At 59.7% G+C, this 13,967-nt stretch carries 14 protein-coding genes; 11 read left to right on the forward strand and 3 right to left on the reverse strand.

Annotated features, from left to right (window positions below; translation table 11 throughout):
• Nucleotides 1-110 precede the first annotated feature (110 nt).
• The 6 genes from fdhD (at nucleotide 111) to OC534_RS04015 (ending at nucleotide 4,410) form a co-directional block, all read left to right on the forward strand.
• Complete coding sequence (fdhD, locus tag OC534_RS03990) at nucleotides 111-935, forward strand: formate dehydrogenase accessory sulfurtransferase FdhD (protein ID WP_262071402.1); 825 nt, start codon at nucleotides 111-113, stop codon at nucleotides 933-935.
• On the forward strand, nucleotides 932-1,495 hold the full coding sequence (locus tag OC534_RS03995) for a mechanosensitive ion channel family protein (RefSeq protein ID WP_262071404.1): 564 nt from the start codon (nucleotides 932-934) through the stop codon (nucleotides 1,493-1,495). Before fdhD ends, OC534_RS03995 begins: the two co-directional genes overlap by 4 nt.
• A 62-nt stretch (nucleotides 1,496-1,557) precedes the next feature.
• Entirely contained in the window at nucleotides 1,558-2,349 is a 792-nt protein-coding gene (locus tag OC534_RS04000; protein ID WP_262071405.1) for an EAL domain-containing protein, read from the forward strand.
• Nucleotides 2,346-3,377, forward strand: a complete 1,032-nt coding sequence (locus OC534_RS04005; protein ID WP_136004742.1) for a Dyp-type peroxidase — start codon at nucleotides 2,346-2,348, stop codon at nucleotides 3,375-3,377. Before OC534_RS04000 ends, OC534_RS04005 begins: the two co-directional genes overlap by 4 nt.
• Nucleotides 3,378-3,381: 4 nt before the next feature.
• The gene (locus OC534_RS04010) at nucleotides 3,382-4,185 is read left to right on the forward strand and encodes a family 1 encapsulin nanocompartment shell protein (protein WP_062165855.1); all 804 of its coding nucleotides are present in this window, start codon (nucleotides 3,382-3,384) and stop codon (nucleotides 4,183-4,185) included.
• Between the two features lie 24 nt (nucleotides 4,186-4,209).
• Nucleotides 4,210-4,410: a hypothetical protein gene (locus OC534_RS04015; RefSeq protein WP_136004745.1), complete on the forward strand. Its 201-nt coding sequence runs from the start codon at nucleotides 4,210-4,212 to the stop codon at nucleotides 4,408-4,410.
• Between the two features lie 1,334 nt (nucleotides 4,411-5,744).
• Here OC534_RS04015 and OC534_RS04020 read toward each other — a convergent pair.
• Nucleotides 5,745-6,338, reverse strand: a complete 594-nt coding sequence (locus OC534_RS04020; RefSeq protein WP_262071406.1) for a cyclin-dependent kinase inhibitor 3 family protein — start codon at nucleotides 6,336-6,338, stop codon at nucleotides 5,745-5,747.
• Between the two features lie 293 nt (nucleotides 6,339-6,631).
• The gene (locus OC534_RS04025; protein ID WP_197589652.1) at nucleotides 6,632-7,069 is read right to left on the reverse strand and encodes an NIF family HAD-type phosphatase; all 438 of its coding nucleotides are present in this window, start codon (nucleotides 7,067-7,069) and stop codon (nucleotides 6,632-6,634) included.
• 187 nt (nucleotides 7,070-7,256) lie between these two features.
• On the opposite strand from OC534_RS04025, the gene OC534_RS04030 reads away from it, so the two are divergent.
• Nucleotides 7,257-7,502: a helix-turn-helix transcriptional regulator gene (locus OC534_RS04030; protein ID WP_197589653.1), complete on the forward strand. Its 246-nt coding sequence runs from the start codon at nucleotides 7,257-7,259 to the stop codon at nucleotides 7,500-7,502.
• Nucleotides 7,503-7,670: 168 nt separating this feature from the next.
• On the opposite strand, the gene OC534_RS04035 is transcribed toward OC534_RS04030, so the two are convergent.
• The gene (locus tag OC534_RS04035) at nucleotides 7,671-8,825 is read right to left on the reverse strand and encodes a hypothetical protein (RefSeq protein ID WP_262071407.1); all 1,155 of its coding nucleotides are present in this window, start codon (nucleotides 8,823-8,825) and stop codon (nucleotides 7,671-7,673) included.
• Between the two features lie 21 nt (nucleotides 8,826-8,846).
• On the opposite strand from OC534_RS04035, the gene OC534_RS04040 reads away from it, so the two are divergent.
• From OC534_RS04040 to OC534_RS04055, 4 genes are all read left to right on the forward strand, one after another.
• Complete coding sequence (locus OC534_RS04040; RefSeq protein ID WP_197589655.1) at nucleotides 8,847-9,155, forward strand: hypothetical protein; 309 nt, start codon at nucleotides 8,847-8,849, stop codon at nucleotides 9,153-9,155.
• 417 nt (nucleotides 9,156-9,572) lie between these two features.
• A complete protein-coding gene (locus OC534_RS04045) occupies nucleotides 9,573-10,292 on the forward strand; it encodes a hypothetical protein (RefSeq protein WP_262071408.1) in 720 nt (239 codons plus the stop codon).
• Nucleotides 10,285-12,135, forward strand: coding sequence for a hypothetical protein (locus OC534_RS04050; protein ID WP_197596074.1), 1,851 nt, complete (start codon nucleotides 10,285-10,287; stop codon nucleotides 12,133-12,135). Before OC534_RS04045 ends, OC534_RS04050 begins: the two co-directional genes overlap by 8 nt.
• 57 nt (nucleotides 12,136-12,192) lie before the next feature.
• Complete coding sequence (locus tag OC534_RS04055) at nucleotides 12,193-13,197, forward strand: AAA family ATPase (RefSeq protein ID WP_164146440.1); 1,005 nt, start codon at nucleotides 12,193-12,195, stop codon at nucleotides 13,195-13,197.
• Nucleotides 13,198-13,967 lie beyond the last annotated feature (770 nt).

Below are 13,967 nucleotides of genomic sequence, written 5' to 3' on the forward strand. Positions count from 1 at the left end.
CGATCGGGAAAGGTCTATCCTCACCCGGCTCGTCGACAGTTTGTCCGACGATGTTCTGATGGCCAGCGAGGCCATTGACCTTTAGCGCCATGGGGTGGACGGGTGAAGGCATGACATGCGTAACCAACACCGGCTCGCCCCTCAAGTATGCGCAACGCCCGATCTGGCGCGTGCAGGGCGAAGTAGGCGTCAAGACAAGTGATCAGGTCGCCGAGGAAGTGCCTATCGCTATGCTCTGCAACGATCGCTCCTATGCCGTGATGATGGCAACCCCCGGCGATCTGGATGATTTCGCACTGGGCTTCTCCTTGACCGAAGGATTGATCCACCATCCAGATCAGTTGTTGGATGTCCAAACCAATAGCTATGTGGAAGGGATTTCCCTTTCCATGCAAGTTGCATCCGAGGCGCCGGTCAACTCGCTTTCTACGGATGACCAAAGATTGCTCCCTGGTCGCAGCGGGTGCGGCATTTGCGGCACCCGACAACTTGAAGACCTTGTTCGGCAGCCACTCCCGGTCGCTGACGTGCGGTCGTTCTCCGCGCATGCATTGCGCCATGCCTTGGCGACACTCAACCAGCACCAACCCATCAATGATGCGACCGGCTCCATGCACGCCGCGGCCTGGGCCGATGCCAACGGTGATACTCAAATCACACGCGAAGACGTGGGAAGACACAACGCTTTGGACAAACTCATCGGCGCGCTCAGGCGCAAGGCGACCAATCCAGTCGACGGCTTCGCTCTCATATCCAGCCGGGCCAGCTATGAAATGATCGCCAAGGCAGCAAGCGCAGGCGTGAGCATGATTGCGGCGATCTCTGCACCTACGGCCCTGGCGATCGATCTGGCACGCGGCGCAGGCATATGCCTCGTCGGCTTTTCCCAGCCTCAACGCTACAACATCTACACCTATCCGGAGCGCCTGATATGACCATGCGCCTGGGAATGCACCCGCTGACTGAAAGCGCAGGCCCATTGCTGGCGCCAAGCTCACTCATAGGCGCAGTCGCAATAGGGCTCGTGGTGCTCTGCATCTGTGCCACGCTGGCCTGGTTTACACGCCGGACCGCCAAACGCTTGGAGCACCGGCTTTCAGACGTGACGGTATTACAGTTCGCCAGTGTCTTTGTGCAAATGCTGATCTATCTGTTTGGAATAGCCGCATTCGCCCACATTGTCCCCGAGCTTCGCACCCTTGGCACCGCCCTTCTGGCCGGCGCGAGCATCATTTCGGTGGTAATCGGCTTGGCTGCCCAAGACACCCTTGGCAATCTCATCGCGGGCTTTTCCCTCGTGCTCTCCAAAGCCATTCGCGTGGGCGATGATGTGCGGATCTACTCTCCCGTTGGCACCATCTCAGCGCGCGTGAAGGAAATATCCCTGGGCTTCACCTCTTTGATAGATGAAGAATCCAATGAAGTCGTCATTCCCAACGGCGTCATCATGAATGGGGCTGTGGTCCGTATAGTCAATGCCGCAAAGAAAGGATGAGTTCACAGGGTTTCCCCCGACCCGTGCCATACCAGACATCGTTTGAGCGAGGGATCCAAGCCATGGCACAGCCGGAAATATATACCGAGCAACAGATTCACCAGGCCATCATCAACAATGAGATGTTCTTGGAGTATATGCCCACGGTTTCATTGGCCGAGAACCTGCGCTGCGTGGGCGCAGAAGCCTTGGTCCGATGGAAGCATGACGGCCATGTTGTCGAGCCAATGGCCTTTGTGCCGGTAGTGGAGAACACGCCGGTCGCCGGTGCGTTAACCTACTGGGTGATTGACCAAGTGGCCAAGGAGCTTGGGCCCTGGCTCAAGAGAAATCCTTGCACCCAGATCGGCATCAACGTTCCCCCCGAGGTCCTGGGCCGTGGCGGGTTCGAGTATGTGGCCCGCACATCAAAGCTGCTGGACTACCCTGGCTCCATCCTGCTGGAGGTCACCGAGCGGGGCATCCCTGACAGGCTAGGCCTCGAAGAGCTCAAAGAAGTATCGGATGAAGGTGTATCCATCGGCCTGGATGACATCGGGGCACGAAGCCGGAACCTGCTGGTGCTCTTCCAGGCACCGGTGGACGTGATCAAATTGGATCGCGAGGTTACGCGTAGTATCGATGACGGGGGGCACAGCGAACTTCTGCAGGAGCTGGCACCCCTCATCCATGCCAGCGGACGAAAGGTCGTGGCCGAGTGCGTCGAGCGTATCGAACAAGAATCAGCGCTTCGTAAGGCAGGCATTGAGATGGCACAAGCATGGCTGTATTCGAAGTCCCTGCCCGCGGAAGAATTCATGGCCTGGCACGCGGCACATCAGCACGCAAAGAATGAGCAACAGGAGCAGGTGTGACCTCAGCTATCTCCCAACCGGTCGTAACCAAGATCACTCGGGCGGCCATTTTTCTTGTAGTCGTCTTCAAACAAGACTCCGATCCGCTAAAGGCATGCGGCGCATTGTGCTCGGACATGAATTCCATACTCCGTGCGATAGGCTCCCGTGCGCCCGAGGCGGGCCTGTCTTGCATCATGGGGTTTGGTTCCGACGCGTGGGATAGGCTCTTTGGGCAGCCCAGACCCAAGGACCTCCACCCGTTCCGCGAGATCAAAGGTCAACATCATGCGGTCTCAACGCCCGGCGATGTCCTTTTCCATATCCGCGCCGATCGCATGGACTTGTGTTTCGAACTGGCGTCGGTCCTGATAGAGCGTCTGGGGGCTGATATCGCCACGACGGACGAAGTCCATGGTTTCAGCTATTTTGACAGCCGCGACCTCATCGGCTTTGTCGATGGCACAGAAAATCCTGCAGATCAGGACGCCGTAGATGCGGTCATCATCGGCGAGGAGGACCCCTCTTTCGCAGGTGGAAGCTACGTGATCATCCAGAAGTATCTGCACGACCTCACCGCGTGGAACAGGCTTCCCGTTTCGACCCAAGAGGCCATCATCGGGCGCAAGAAGCTCTCCAATATCGAGATTGCCGACGAAGAGAAGGCCCCCTACGCCCACAACGTCCTGACTAACATCACCAAAGATGGCAAACAGTTGCAGATCCTTCGGGACAACATGCCCTTCGGAGATGCAGGCAAGGGAGAGTTTGGCACCTATTTCATTGGCTACGCCCGCTCGCCCGAACGCACCGAGCAGATGCTCACCAATATGTTCGTCGGCAATCCGCCCGGCAACTACGACCGCCTGCTTGATTTCAGCAAAGCCATCACAGGAAGCCTGTTCTTTGTTCCCTCGGTGGATCTGCTCGAAACCCTTCCCGCACGCCCCGACTCACCGCCAGCAACCCGAGACGGGGGCTCTGCTCCCGCGGAAACTGACAGTGAGAAGGACGGTTCACTCCGCATTGGATCATTGAAAGGAGAGTAGCCCCATGAACAACCTGCATCGTCAACTGGCACCCATCTCTGCCGGTGCATGGGAGCAGATCGAGGAAGAAGCATCCAGGACGCTCAAGCGCTATCTGGCTTCGCGCAAGATCATTGACGTCATCGGCCCCGCTGGATCCGATCTGGCGGCCGTGGGCACCGGCCACCTCCAAGCCCTAAAGTCCGAGCAAGACGGTTTGACGGTGAGCCAGCACAAAGTAAAGGCACTGGTGCGATTTCGTGCCCCCTTTAAGCTGTCCCGTGAGGCGATCGATTCGGTGGAGCGCGGCGCCAACGATCCGGATCTCCAGCCTCTCAAGGAGGCTGCCCGCTGTATCGCATTTGCCGAAGACAGGGCCATTATCGACGGCTACGCACTGGCCAACATCGACGGAATTCGCCCCAGCAGCAGCAATCGGGCCGTCGCCTTGCCTGGCGATGTCAAGGCCTATCCGGCCGCTGTGGAGCGAGCGGTCGCGACACTCAAAGATGCCGGCGTCAATGGACCCTACAAGCTTGTGCTGGGCCGCAAGCCCTATGAGCAGCTTGGTGGCGCCCCAGCAGAGAGCTACCCCGTTCTCAAAGACATTCGCGGACTGATCGACGGGGAGATCATCTGGGCTCCGGCCATCGAAGGGGGACTCATGCTCACAGGGCGCGGCGGCGATTTCGAACTGCACGTAGGCGAGGATCTGTCCATCGGCTACATAGGACACACCCATGAGGATGTGGAGCTGTATTTCCAGGAGAGCTTCACCTTTCTCAACCTGACCACCGAAGCTTCGGTGGATCTTTCGTCAGACGCCTGATCCCGTCCGACAGGAGCAATGCACATGCAACCGCAAGAATTCGACTTCTACATCAATCCCAGCCGCCCCACCCTGGGTCTCTATGTGCGCAAGGGTGCAGGTCTGCCTGATCTGGCGAACCCAAACCAATGGCAGTTGGAAGGACACGTCTGGCAGAACGAGATCCCACCGGACAAGCTCAAGGAGTTGGAAGCCAACGGCCATCTATTCCTGGAACTGGGCTAAACCCTGACCCACCCCCGGACTCCAAATCAGGCCGCTACTGCTACTGATAGCCGGGGGGACGTTGAAGCCGGCCAACGTCGGTAGCGTCGGGCGGATGCTTGGAAGCATCACATCCGAGTTGGCTAGATGCACGCCAAGAAATGAAGGCCCGCATCTGGGGGCCTTTGCTCGGGGCTTGCAGCGTATACTCGCCCTACCCTCGATAACGCACGCTTATCGTCGGCCGACTTGGTGACTTGCAACCCGACCGTCGTGGGGTGATCGCACGAATCGCTCCTGTCAACCAGGCCAATGAGTGCGACGCAGCGCTTGTCTATCCGGCGACCCCACAGCCTTGATGCGAGATCCAAGATCGGCACCAGCTTCGGGGCTGGCGAACTGTGGATAGAAGCTACGAAGGGCGCTCAAGGGATATCGGAAGATCAGATAGACGTTGGATCGCCAACTTGCTATGCTTGCCCACTGGCGAGCGATTCGAGGGCGAAGTGGCCTATGTCGTTAACCAACCGACCCTCCTCGCAACCTGGCCAGAACTGGACACATTTGTTCGTTCGATTGGCCCTCTCTTAGCGTGCGCGTGGTGTGCGCTTGAGAGATCGAGGAATGAGAGCAGTCCGGTCGCTACTGAGGGGCTCGCAGTTCAAGCTCTTGAGACCCTCTCAGCGCTCCGAGTTCTAGATGCGGTCCCCCTCCCTCTTGCTGGGAATGCTGCGCGATCGCGGTATGAGCCGCTTGCTTGGTCATATCGCGCCCCATGGAGCCGGCCTGATGTTGATCTTGGCTACCTCTTGACCACCATTCTCCTGGTGTGGGCTCGAGAGTGCCCGGTCGACTCCAAGCGTCGGCTCTGGGTGACACTGGCCGAAGGTGAAGCCAATGCCTACCTGGCGAGTCTGTTGCGCAAGCACCGAATGTCCCCGGAGGCGGGAAAGCGCCTGCGCTCGCTAGCTGGCAGTGACTGGGGGCAACTCAGTCTTGGTCGGAAGCGATATGTTCTATGGTCGAGCATGCGCGGCGCTGCCTCCGAGCTTCTTCGAACCGGCATGAGTGAGGATCGAGCGATCGCTGCCCTAGACCGAGAGGTTGGAACAAGGTGTAAGTGGCTTCTGCAGCGCGAGCAGGCTGGCGGGCTTGCCCCTACCGACTATTGCTTCTTTCCCAGTCCGGAATGGCGCCGACCTTTGATACTCGATGTGGCATTGGCGACTTTTCTGCCGATCGGGAACGCCTATTGGGCGTGGCCGGTCGGTCGCTGGAAGTTCTAGGTCCGCACATCGGCAGCGACCGCCGGTCATTCGAGCAGCTCGTGGGGTGCCGGCAATCGTGCGTGGATATTATCCAGGCACTTGCGCCTGCCCCCCCGCTACTTCGCCGGGCAGCCCGCGCACCCATCCGTGAAGAAATGCCTCCTGTTCTCGGGTCTCGATGGCGCCTGGGCGCACTGCTCTAACCATGTTCATCGCCTGTTCGGCAGTGACCGCTGCGCCGGTCGCAAGCATTAGCATGCTCGCCACCGTTCCTGCGCGGCCAAGCCCCCCTTTGCAGTGAACAACCAAGCGTCCTCCAGCGAACAGTTCCTGCACCAGAACTGGCTCCAACGACTGCCACCGGGCAAGGAATCCATCGTTGGGTGCTGCCCCGTCGCGAATCGGAAGTCCCACCCATGTAAGTCCATAGGTGGGTGCGACGGTCGGCAGCTGCGGGATCTTCAGCTCCTCGAATTCCCACGGCTCAATCAGCGAGATCAGGCGCGTACCGCCCCAAGTGCGGATTGCGTTCAAATCGGCGTCCATGTCTCGCGCCCAGTTGCCGGTCATCGCAGCATCTTGGTGCTTTCCGGGAGCGAATGTGACGCCGATCGCTCCGCCATGCAGGCCGACATGCAGTTCAGCGATCTCAAGTGGATGCGTGTGACTGGTACGGATCATCGGCGACCACCGGAATCTGACGGGTCCATTTCAGTGCATGTCGACTTGCTGCCTTCGACGCCATGATCGACGCATCTGACACCAATCACCAAACCCTGCCTCAGGCGGCGCGCGTTGGCAAATTGGCGTGGATGGTGCAAATGCCACAGCGGGCTATCGCAGCTCCTGTGAAAGGCAGTGAAGGTCCAAGTGGGTGCGCTGGGTGTCATGGTGCTCAGAAGATTGGGTCGGTAGTTGTTGTGTGACCGAAGAGTGCACAACGGGTTCGCACGGCTCTAGCGCAGCCTCATATCTCAGATTTCAAGCTCAGCAAGCCTTCTACGCAGATTCTGGAGCGCTTGCGCCAGCCCCTGATCGCAGGCCTCATAGGGCGAAGCAAAAAGCGGTACGTGGACCCACCAGCGCTCTTGGCCAGGGTGCACATAGGCGGCGTGGTCATCGAGCAACAAAGCTGCGCCAAGTTCTGGGGTGATAAAGCGCAAGTCCTTTGTCGCGCCATGCCACTGGGTGAAGTCCAGCTGAGAGAACCACGGAGGAGCATGTTCCTCTCGGGCCAATAGCTCCACGATGCCCCTCGCTCGTGGTTCCGGAACGCTAGTGAACAGCACCAGTCGTTCGAAATCATCCTGAACGGAGCAAAGGAACTCACTCAGTCCCGGGCGCGGGATCTGGCTGACGGCATTGGAGATCAGTGTCCCTTCCAGATCTAGAGCAAGTATGGTCGGTCGCATCCTTCACACTCCAGTACAAGAGCGGGAGGCTTCCCGGCGCAGCAGTGGCAAGTACTGTGTGCCCGGTCAACGCTCTGCGCTATCGCTTTGATCATCGCCCCCTCCAACATGAGGCATGAGGATATCTGGTTTTTAGATATCTGAGAACTGGATATAGCTTCGGAGGCCGCTCAAACAAGGCGCGGCCGTGACCAAGACCATCCATCGCAAGGAGTATTCGGCGCTGATCGAGGTGGTTCGCGATGCACGGCTGGCGGCTGGCCTCACACAGGCTCAGGTTTCAAGCAAGCTGGGACGCAGTCAGTCGTTCATCAGTGATGTCGAGACTGGGAAGCGCAGGCTTGACTTAGTTGAGCTAAGGGATATAGCTGAGTTGACTGGACAATCGCTTTCCAAGCTAGTCACTAACTTCGAGAAGCGGATCAAGGGCTAAAACCCCGGTTATGCTATCTGCTCCTCTGTGTGCCTCCCTGACTTGGCCCCTCCCCCCGCTTGTCCCGAATGTTTGGCCGTTGCAAGGTGCTGAATCTGCGGTCTTGGGTCAGGAATGTGGAAAAGGACAGAACCCGGAGTAGCTATGGGCATACGCAGTGGCAGCGATCTACGCACTTTCCACAGGATGGGAGTGCGCCATGGCGCCATCTGGCTCGCCGTTGGCGGCCATCAGGCGAACGATGGCCTCTTCAGGTATCAGGGCCTGTCTTCTACCCGTTGCGAGCACCGCTGCAGCCCATTCCCAGGCCGCGTTATTGAAGCTGACTGAGCGTCGCGCGTCTTCGCTGGCGTGTTCGAACGGCACCTTCAGTTTGATCCGCGGCCCCAATCCAAACCGAAGGTCAAAGCCATAGTCGACCGAAAGAAGTCTACGAAGCTCCCGCGTCGGGCCACCGGGCACATAGCCCGTCCAGCCATTGTCTTCCATCTGAAGAATGGTGCTGCGCAGCCAATCTGCCTGTGCATTGAGCACTTCTCGATTGAGATCGAACTCAATGAAGGTGTCCGACGCCATTGGGAACACATAGCGGATGAGGTATTCAAACAGTTCTGGTGCGATCCCACGCAAGCCGGTCACGACTGCAGCCATCAGCGTGATTCCGTGCAATGAACGTCCGATGTCAAATGCGCGCGACGTATCGCCCGCCTCGTAGGCTTCTCGAACGAATACGACAGCCGCCGCAATCGCCTGCAGGTCTGCCTGTCCCTCAAGGCGGATCAGCGGTTGGACAGGTGCGGTGCGACGAACATAGCGCCCATTCGCCAAAGCACGTTCTTCGAAAAGGGCACTTTGGATCGAGGGCCGCAATCGCCTCAGCAGCTTGTCACCGTCGCCGCCAATCGGCCGACTCACATCCAGCAGGTCCCAGCTCGGATCCTCCAGTAGGTGACTCGACCCCCGGACCTGCTCCTCACAGGCATAGACCGTCTCAGCACTTGGCAAATGCTTTCCCACAGCGTACTTGGCCCACACATTGTGGTGATAGATGCCGTCGCGGTAGGTGTGCGGCTGCATCTTCCGACCAACTCCATAGGCGGTGGATTGATACAAGCGCATGCGCAGCCCTTCAAACCAAACCCCCGCTCTAAGGACGTTCAACGCCTTCTTCAGTGATCTGGCGCTGTCGGATTGCGCAAAACATAGCATGTTTTTCAGCCGGGCTTCGTGGTACGGCTTTATCATTTTCAATGACTTGGAAGACATCTTGGCCCGAAAATAGAGTAACGATTCCCTCCAACTTTCCATCTGTTCAAAAATCAATGCAATGACTACGCTAGCCGTATGACTGAGCGTGACAGAATCATGGATTCATTGGCGCGCGAGTTGGAACAGGATTTGCTGCATCGCTATGGGCCCATGATTGGCCAGGATGATCTACGGCAAGCCTTGGGCTACAGCTCCTCTGACGCCTTCCGCCAAGCCCTTGCTCGACGGGTCTTGCCTGTTCCCGTGTTTGCCATTGCACATCGGCGCGGAAAGTTCGCGCTGGCCAAGGATGTTGCGCAGTGGTTGGCCCAATTACGACATCGCGCGCAAGGTGTTGAGTCGACAGGAGCTGAACAGACACAGTTGCGCGTCTCCTTGCGCTGACTGCTTCGGCCGGTCCCGTGCCCGCAGCGGTTGTCGACGCTATGACCGTGTCGGCGTCGCCTGCGGAACTATTGCAGACGGACGCAGCAAGACCGCCCGCCCTACCCCAATTGCTGATGGCAAGGAGAACGTCCTCAGAGACTTAGTCCAGATCTCCGGACCACAGAAATGAAAAATGCCCCCGTTGGAGCGGAGGCATTTGGCCTCTCGTCGGAGCGAGAGGTGGTGAGCACTAGCTAGAAGCTAAGACTAGGCTCCCGCATTTCTCCCCCCAAGTCAAGTCGCCCCATGCAGGCGGCTGGGCATTCGTGCGCGCTCGTTCGGGCCAGTCGGCTCGGACAGACAAGGGCGCGCTGCGTAGCCCTGACGGTGCATGGTGCGAGGCGGCGCCCAAGTGCGCCGCAGCAGGAGATTCCAATGACTGCAGGAGCAGCGGCCACCGCCTCGGGCGTGGCCACATCACATCACGTTGACGCTTCACTCAATTACACCCCCCGACCGCTCAAACGAGGCCAGCGCAGCCGGCGCGAGGTGTTCGTCTTCCAGTCCCCGCGCAATGGCCGGGTGGTCACTGTCACTGACGCCAGCGCGTTTGCCTACGCCCTTCTGCTCGAGTTCGATCCAACCGTGCGGATCTACGTGGAAAGGCCGCGACAGCTGCAAGTGACCAGCAAAACCCGCATAGATCTGAGCTTCTGGTCCGAGCGAAATGACGGTAGCGAGCGATTTGATCTGATCGTGCCGGCCACCCTCATCATGCAGAGCACCACGGGCTCGATGCCGCTGCCGGGAAAGCAGGATTTGGTCGAAATCGGGACGCGCAACGGGGTAAACCTGACACTGGTCACCGAGCAGGAGCTGGCCTCTCAGTTGTCCCAAATCGCCTTGGCCTATGAGCTGCTGCCGCTGGTATGGGATAGCGGTCGCATAAGTGCCCGCGCAGCCATTGCTGAGCAGATCAAGGCGCTGCTTGAGCGCGCCGCTCGCCTAAACCTGCTCAGCTTAGCGGCTGCTCTGCCCTATACACCCAATCAGGTGCGGGCCACTGTGGCCTGGATGGTTCACCAGGGTGTGGTCCATCTGATCGACCATACACCTGGTGCTTCGGATGCCGTATTGGAGCTCGTCCGTGGCTGATCGTCCCTATATCTATGATGCCCAAGAGTTGGCCACGTGGTATCGGCCGAATGTGAACGAGTTGCGGGAAGAGGACCGCGACTCCTATCGCCGTGCAGAGGCCGCATTGCTCGGGGTGGTGACGGGCCAGTTCTCGCTCGCGCGAGCGGCCAAGCTGCACGGGCTGTGTCGTAAGCGCTTAAAGCGCATGGTGGCCCATGCCCCCGGAGTCAATGCCGACGGCATGGCCAACGGATTTCGTGTCTGTGTGCCGTACGGCATCTATCAACGCACGCCGGCTACATCAGGCGAGGCGCTTATTCCCCTCAGCGGCGGGCCCGGAAGCATGGCTCAGCTGCTTCAGGCACTGCCTGCAGTGCGTGGTCTGGTGGAGCGCTTCAGAGATCCTCTACCGCCAGGGCGCGCGTCAGGGGCGTTCTCTCGCCTGCATGAGCGCGTCTGCGCAGAGTTGCGCCGGTTGGATCTCTGTGACCACTACCCGCTTAATACGCCTGACCGCGGGCGTAGAGCCCTGCTCGACTACCTGCGCCGTGACAGGCTCACCGCCGTCGTGCCCGGAACGCTGGAGCTGGAACCTCTTGCGGTCCAAAAACTGGAGGACGCCTTCCGAGGTCGGCTGTTTGATCGTACCGAGTTTGACGCGCACCGCATCGATGTCGAAGGCACCTTGAGTGTTGCGCTTCCCGATGGCGGGGTCGCAGAGCGGCCGATCACGACACTGTGGCTTCTGGCAGAGGTGGAGGTCCGCTCCCGAGCCATTGTCTCTTGGCCCCTGCGCGTCGGTCGCGGCTACAACAACCTGGATGTGGCCAACTGTCTGGCCTCGGGGCTTCGCCCGTGGACACCGCGCGAGCTTACGATTCCTGATCTGGCTTATGCACCTGGTGCGGGGATGCCAACGGGATTGGAACCGGCCTTGGCGTCCAGGCGCTCGCGCTCCATCGCTTTGGATAATGCGTTGGCTCACTCAGCCCTGGAGCTGGAATCTTCGATGTGTCGGTCCCGCGGGGGCGTGATCATCTTCGGCCGCGCTCATGAGCCCCGCTCCCGCCCCATCGTCGAGCAGCTGTTCTCGCGCCTGGAGCGCGGAGCACTGCGTCGGATTCCTGGCGGCTTCGAACCTGCCAAGGCCCACAGTGAAAGCAAGCGACGGATCAGCAAAGTCTCCGGGAGTGAGCACTACTTCAATCTGGGCGCATTCGAGGAGCTGCTGGACGTCATCATCGCAAACTACAACGCCACACCGCACCCAGCGCTGGGGAGCCTGTCTCCGCTGCAGTTCCTCAGGTCCCAACCTTGCTCGGCCTTTGCTTTCTGTCCCGATGGTGCCGAACAGGACGCTGCGGACCTGTGCACCGTCCTGGTTCCGTTGGTCGTGCATGGCAACAAGTCACAGGGTGTGGTGCCTCACGTCAACAAGTACGTCAAATACCGAGGGCCAGGCCTGGAAGGACGCTGGGAGCTGATTGGCAAGACAGTGCTCGCTCGCGTCAATCGGAGTGACCTGCGCACGTTGACATTGATGAAGAGCGTCACCGCGCCGTTGTGCAGTGTGCGCGCTGCAGCCCCTTGGGCCCGTACCGCACACGATGAGACGACTCGGGCGTTGATCATGCAATGGATCAAGAACCGCTCCGGCTTCAGCGTTTTCGGTGCGGATTGTGCGGTCGCCGCCTATGTGAGCTTCCTCAAAAACAGGATGCAAACTTCGCAGCTGGCGGCCGATCAGCTGGCGCGCATGGACGCCGTGGCACAACCAGCGTCCCGCCATGCGGTTGAGCCTGACTACTACGGCACTGTCATCACGATGGCAACCGATGGCTGGATCAGCCTGGATGAATAGCGCGACCTCTGACCGCTTCCTCACCAGTTCTGCCGCCGCAAACTTTCAGACCCTGCCATGAAGCACACACACAGCAACCCGTTGATTTCCTCCCACCATCCGTTGCTGGTCCCTGATGGTTACCAGATCAACACTAAGCCCACCGAGCGACTGGCCAATTTCATTCGTAAAAACATCTTTGAAGGGCACCATGGGTGCTCTGCCTATGGGGGCGGCGGCGTGGGGAAGACCACCGCCATTGCCTACCTCACCGACAATGCTCCGCGTTGGTTGATTGACAGCGACAGATCCCCGATGGGCGTTGCCATGAGGATGGTCATGGCCAGCGGTATTCGGCGCACGGACCGCGCATTCTGGTCGACCATGAATGATCGGATGGGGATCGGTAGCTCGAGCGCAACCTCAGCAGCGGCAGGAATGGCCAAGCTCCGGAACCTAATCGGCAGCCGCTGCGGCCAAGCCGGCGTGAGCAGGATGGTCCTGTTCATAGACAATGCACAGCGGATCACCGAGGCAGAGTACGAGTACTTGGAAGACCTGGACAGCATGGTCAGGGAGGACCGGTTGAGCCTGTTCCTGGTGCTGATGCGCCAGAGTGACGCCGAAGGCGTGGACGTGGGTGATGACTGGCGTGACCGTGCATCCCACAGTATCCGGCGCTGGTTCATGGCCACTACCCCCTTTGGCCCATTGATGGGACTGGATGAGGTTAAGCATGCCTTGAGCGGTTACGACAGCAGCTGGTGGCCAACGCCCGACGTGCCCTACAGTCGCTACTTCGCGCGCTCGGCCTTCGATGGCGGTTGGCGCTTGGCGATGGAGGCGCCGCTGATCTGGCAGGTGATGGGAGAGCTTCGAAAAAAGGGAAAGTTGCCGGAAAGCCAAGCCTGGCCGATGGCGACGTTCACCTTGATGGTGCGCCATTTGCTCCACGACATTGCCTTCCGGCAGAAGGACTTCACGGGCTTCACCGTCGACCAGGTGGCTACCGCCCTGCAGAACTGTGGCTATCTGCGGCTAGAGTACGTCCGAGCGCGCATGCGTATGCCTTTGGCTACCTGACAGAGGACGACGTCATGGCTTGGACCGACGATATCCACGGGCAGCCGGCGGTGCCACGAGTGGTAGGGGCTGACCTCAGCCCCTATCCCTACATCTCCGGCTACGGCTTGGCACAGCGCATCACGGCGTTTGCCCTCCCCGCCGGTGCAGAGCTCACGGCCCTTGGCTTCAGAAATAGAAAGGGGATGGACGTTCTGATTGCGACCCAGCGATTGGGCAAGCCGCGATCGAATTTCCTCTGGAGCCTGGGCTTGGCTGACACCAATGTGGGGACCTATTGGTCCCCGGATGCTTGGTCGCCGACCGATTGCCCAGGGCTGTTCTCCCGGCATCCGCGACCGCTTCGGCAATGCTGGGAGTGCGCTGCGTACGGATATCACAGCGCGCTGTTCCAGCTTCCCTCCATCACTCGCTGCCCTTGGCATGGGCAACGCCTCACCTGCACGTGCCCTCAGTGCGGCCGAGTCCAGTTTGGCCGGTTCAACGAGGACGATGCGCTGGGCGTCTGTGCCTGTGGATTCTCCGCGATGAATGCCCGTACAGCGCTTGCGGGCATGCGCACCTTTCCAACGAATCAATGCGCGCCGTGGGCCGAAGACTACCTGCAGTGGGCCCGGGGTCAGCGGGAGGGCCGAGTTCTCTATGTGCCCGAATCCAATCAGGCGTGGGACCTAGCCTACGCGGCTCTGGCTGCCCCGCCTGCCCGCCTGATCGCTAGAGAGCTTACCGCCTCTAGAGAGCCACCTATCCCTTCTGTCTTCGAAGGGATA

This window comes from Stenotrophomonas sp. Marseille-Q5258 (genome assembly GCF_946900935.1).
Lineage (GTDB): Bacteria > Pseudomonadota > Gammaproteobacteria > Xanthomonadales > Xanthomonadaceae > Stenotrophomonas > Stenotrophomonas nematodicola.

Bases quoted from the DNA above. Each gene is read 5' to 3' on its own strand.
- fdhD (WP_262071402.1), top strand. From the start codon at position 111: ATGACATGCGTAACCAACACCGGCTCGCCCCTCAAGTATGCGCAACGC.
- OC534_RS03995 (WP_262071404.1), top strand. From the start codon at position 932: ATGACCATGCGCCTGGGAATGCACCCGCTGACTGAAAGCGCAGGCCCA.
- OC534_RS04000 (WP_262071405.1), top strand. From the start codon at position 1,558: ATGGCACAGCCGGAAATATATACCGAGCAACAGATTCACCAGGCCATC.
- OC534_RS04010 (WP_062165855.1), top strand. From the start codon at position 3,382: ATGAACAACCTGCATCGTCAACTGGCACCCATCTCTGCCGGTGCATGG.
- OC534_RS04015 (WP_136004745.1), top strand. From the start codon at position 4,210: ATGCAACCGCAAGAATTCGACTTCTACATCAATCCCAGCCGCCCCACC.
- OC534_RS04020 (WP_262071406.1), bottom strand. From the start codon at position 6,338: ATGATCCGTACCAGTCACACGCATCCACTTGAGATCGCTGAACTGCAT.
- OC534_RS04025 (WP_197589652.1), bottom strand. From the start codon at position 7,069: ATGCGACCGACCATACTTGCTCTAGATCTGGAAGGGACACTGATCTCC.
- OC534_RS04040 (WP_197589655.1), top strand. From the start codon at position 8,847: ATGACTGAGCGTGACAGAATCATGGATTCATTGGCGCGCGAGTTGGAA.
- OC534_RS04045 (WP_262071408.1), top strand. From the start codon at position 9,573: ATGACTGCAGGAGCAGCGGCCACCGCCTCGGGCGTGGCCACATCACAT.
- OC534_RS04055 (WP_164146440.1), top strand. From the start codon at position 12,193: ATGAAGCACACACACAGCAACCCGTTGATTTCCTCCCACCATCCGTTG.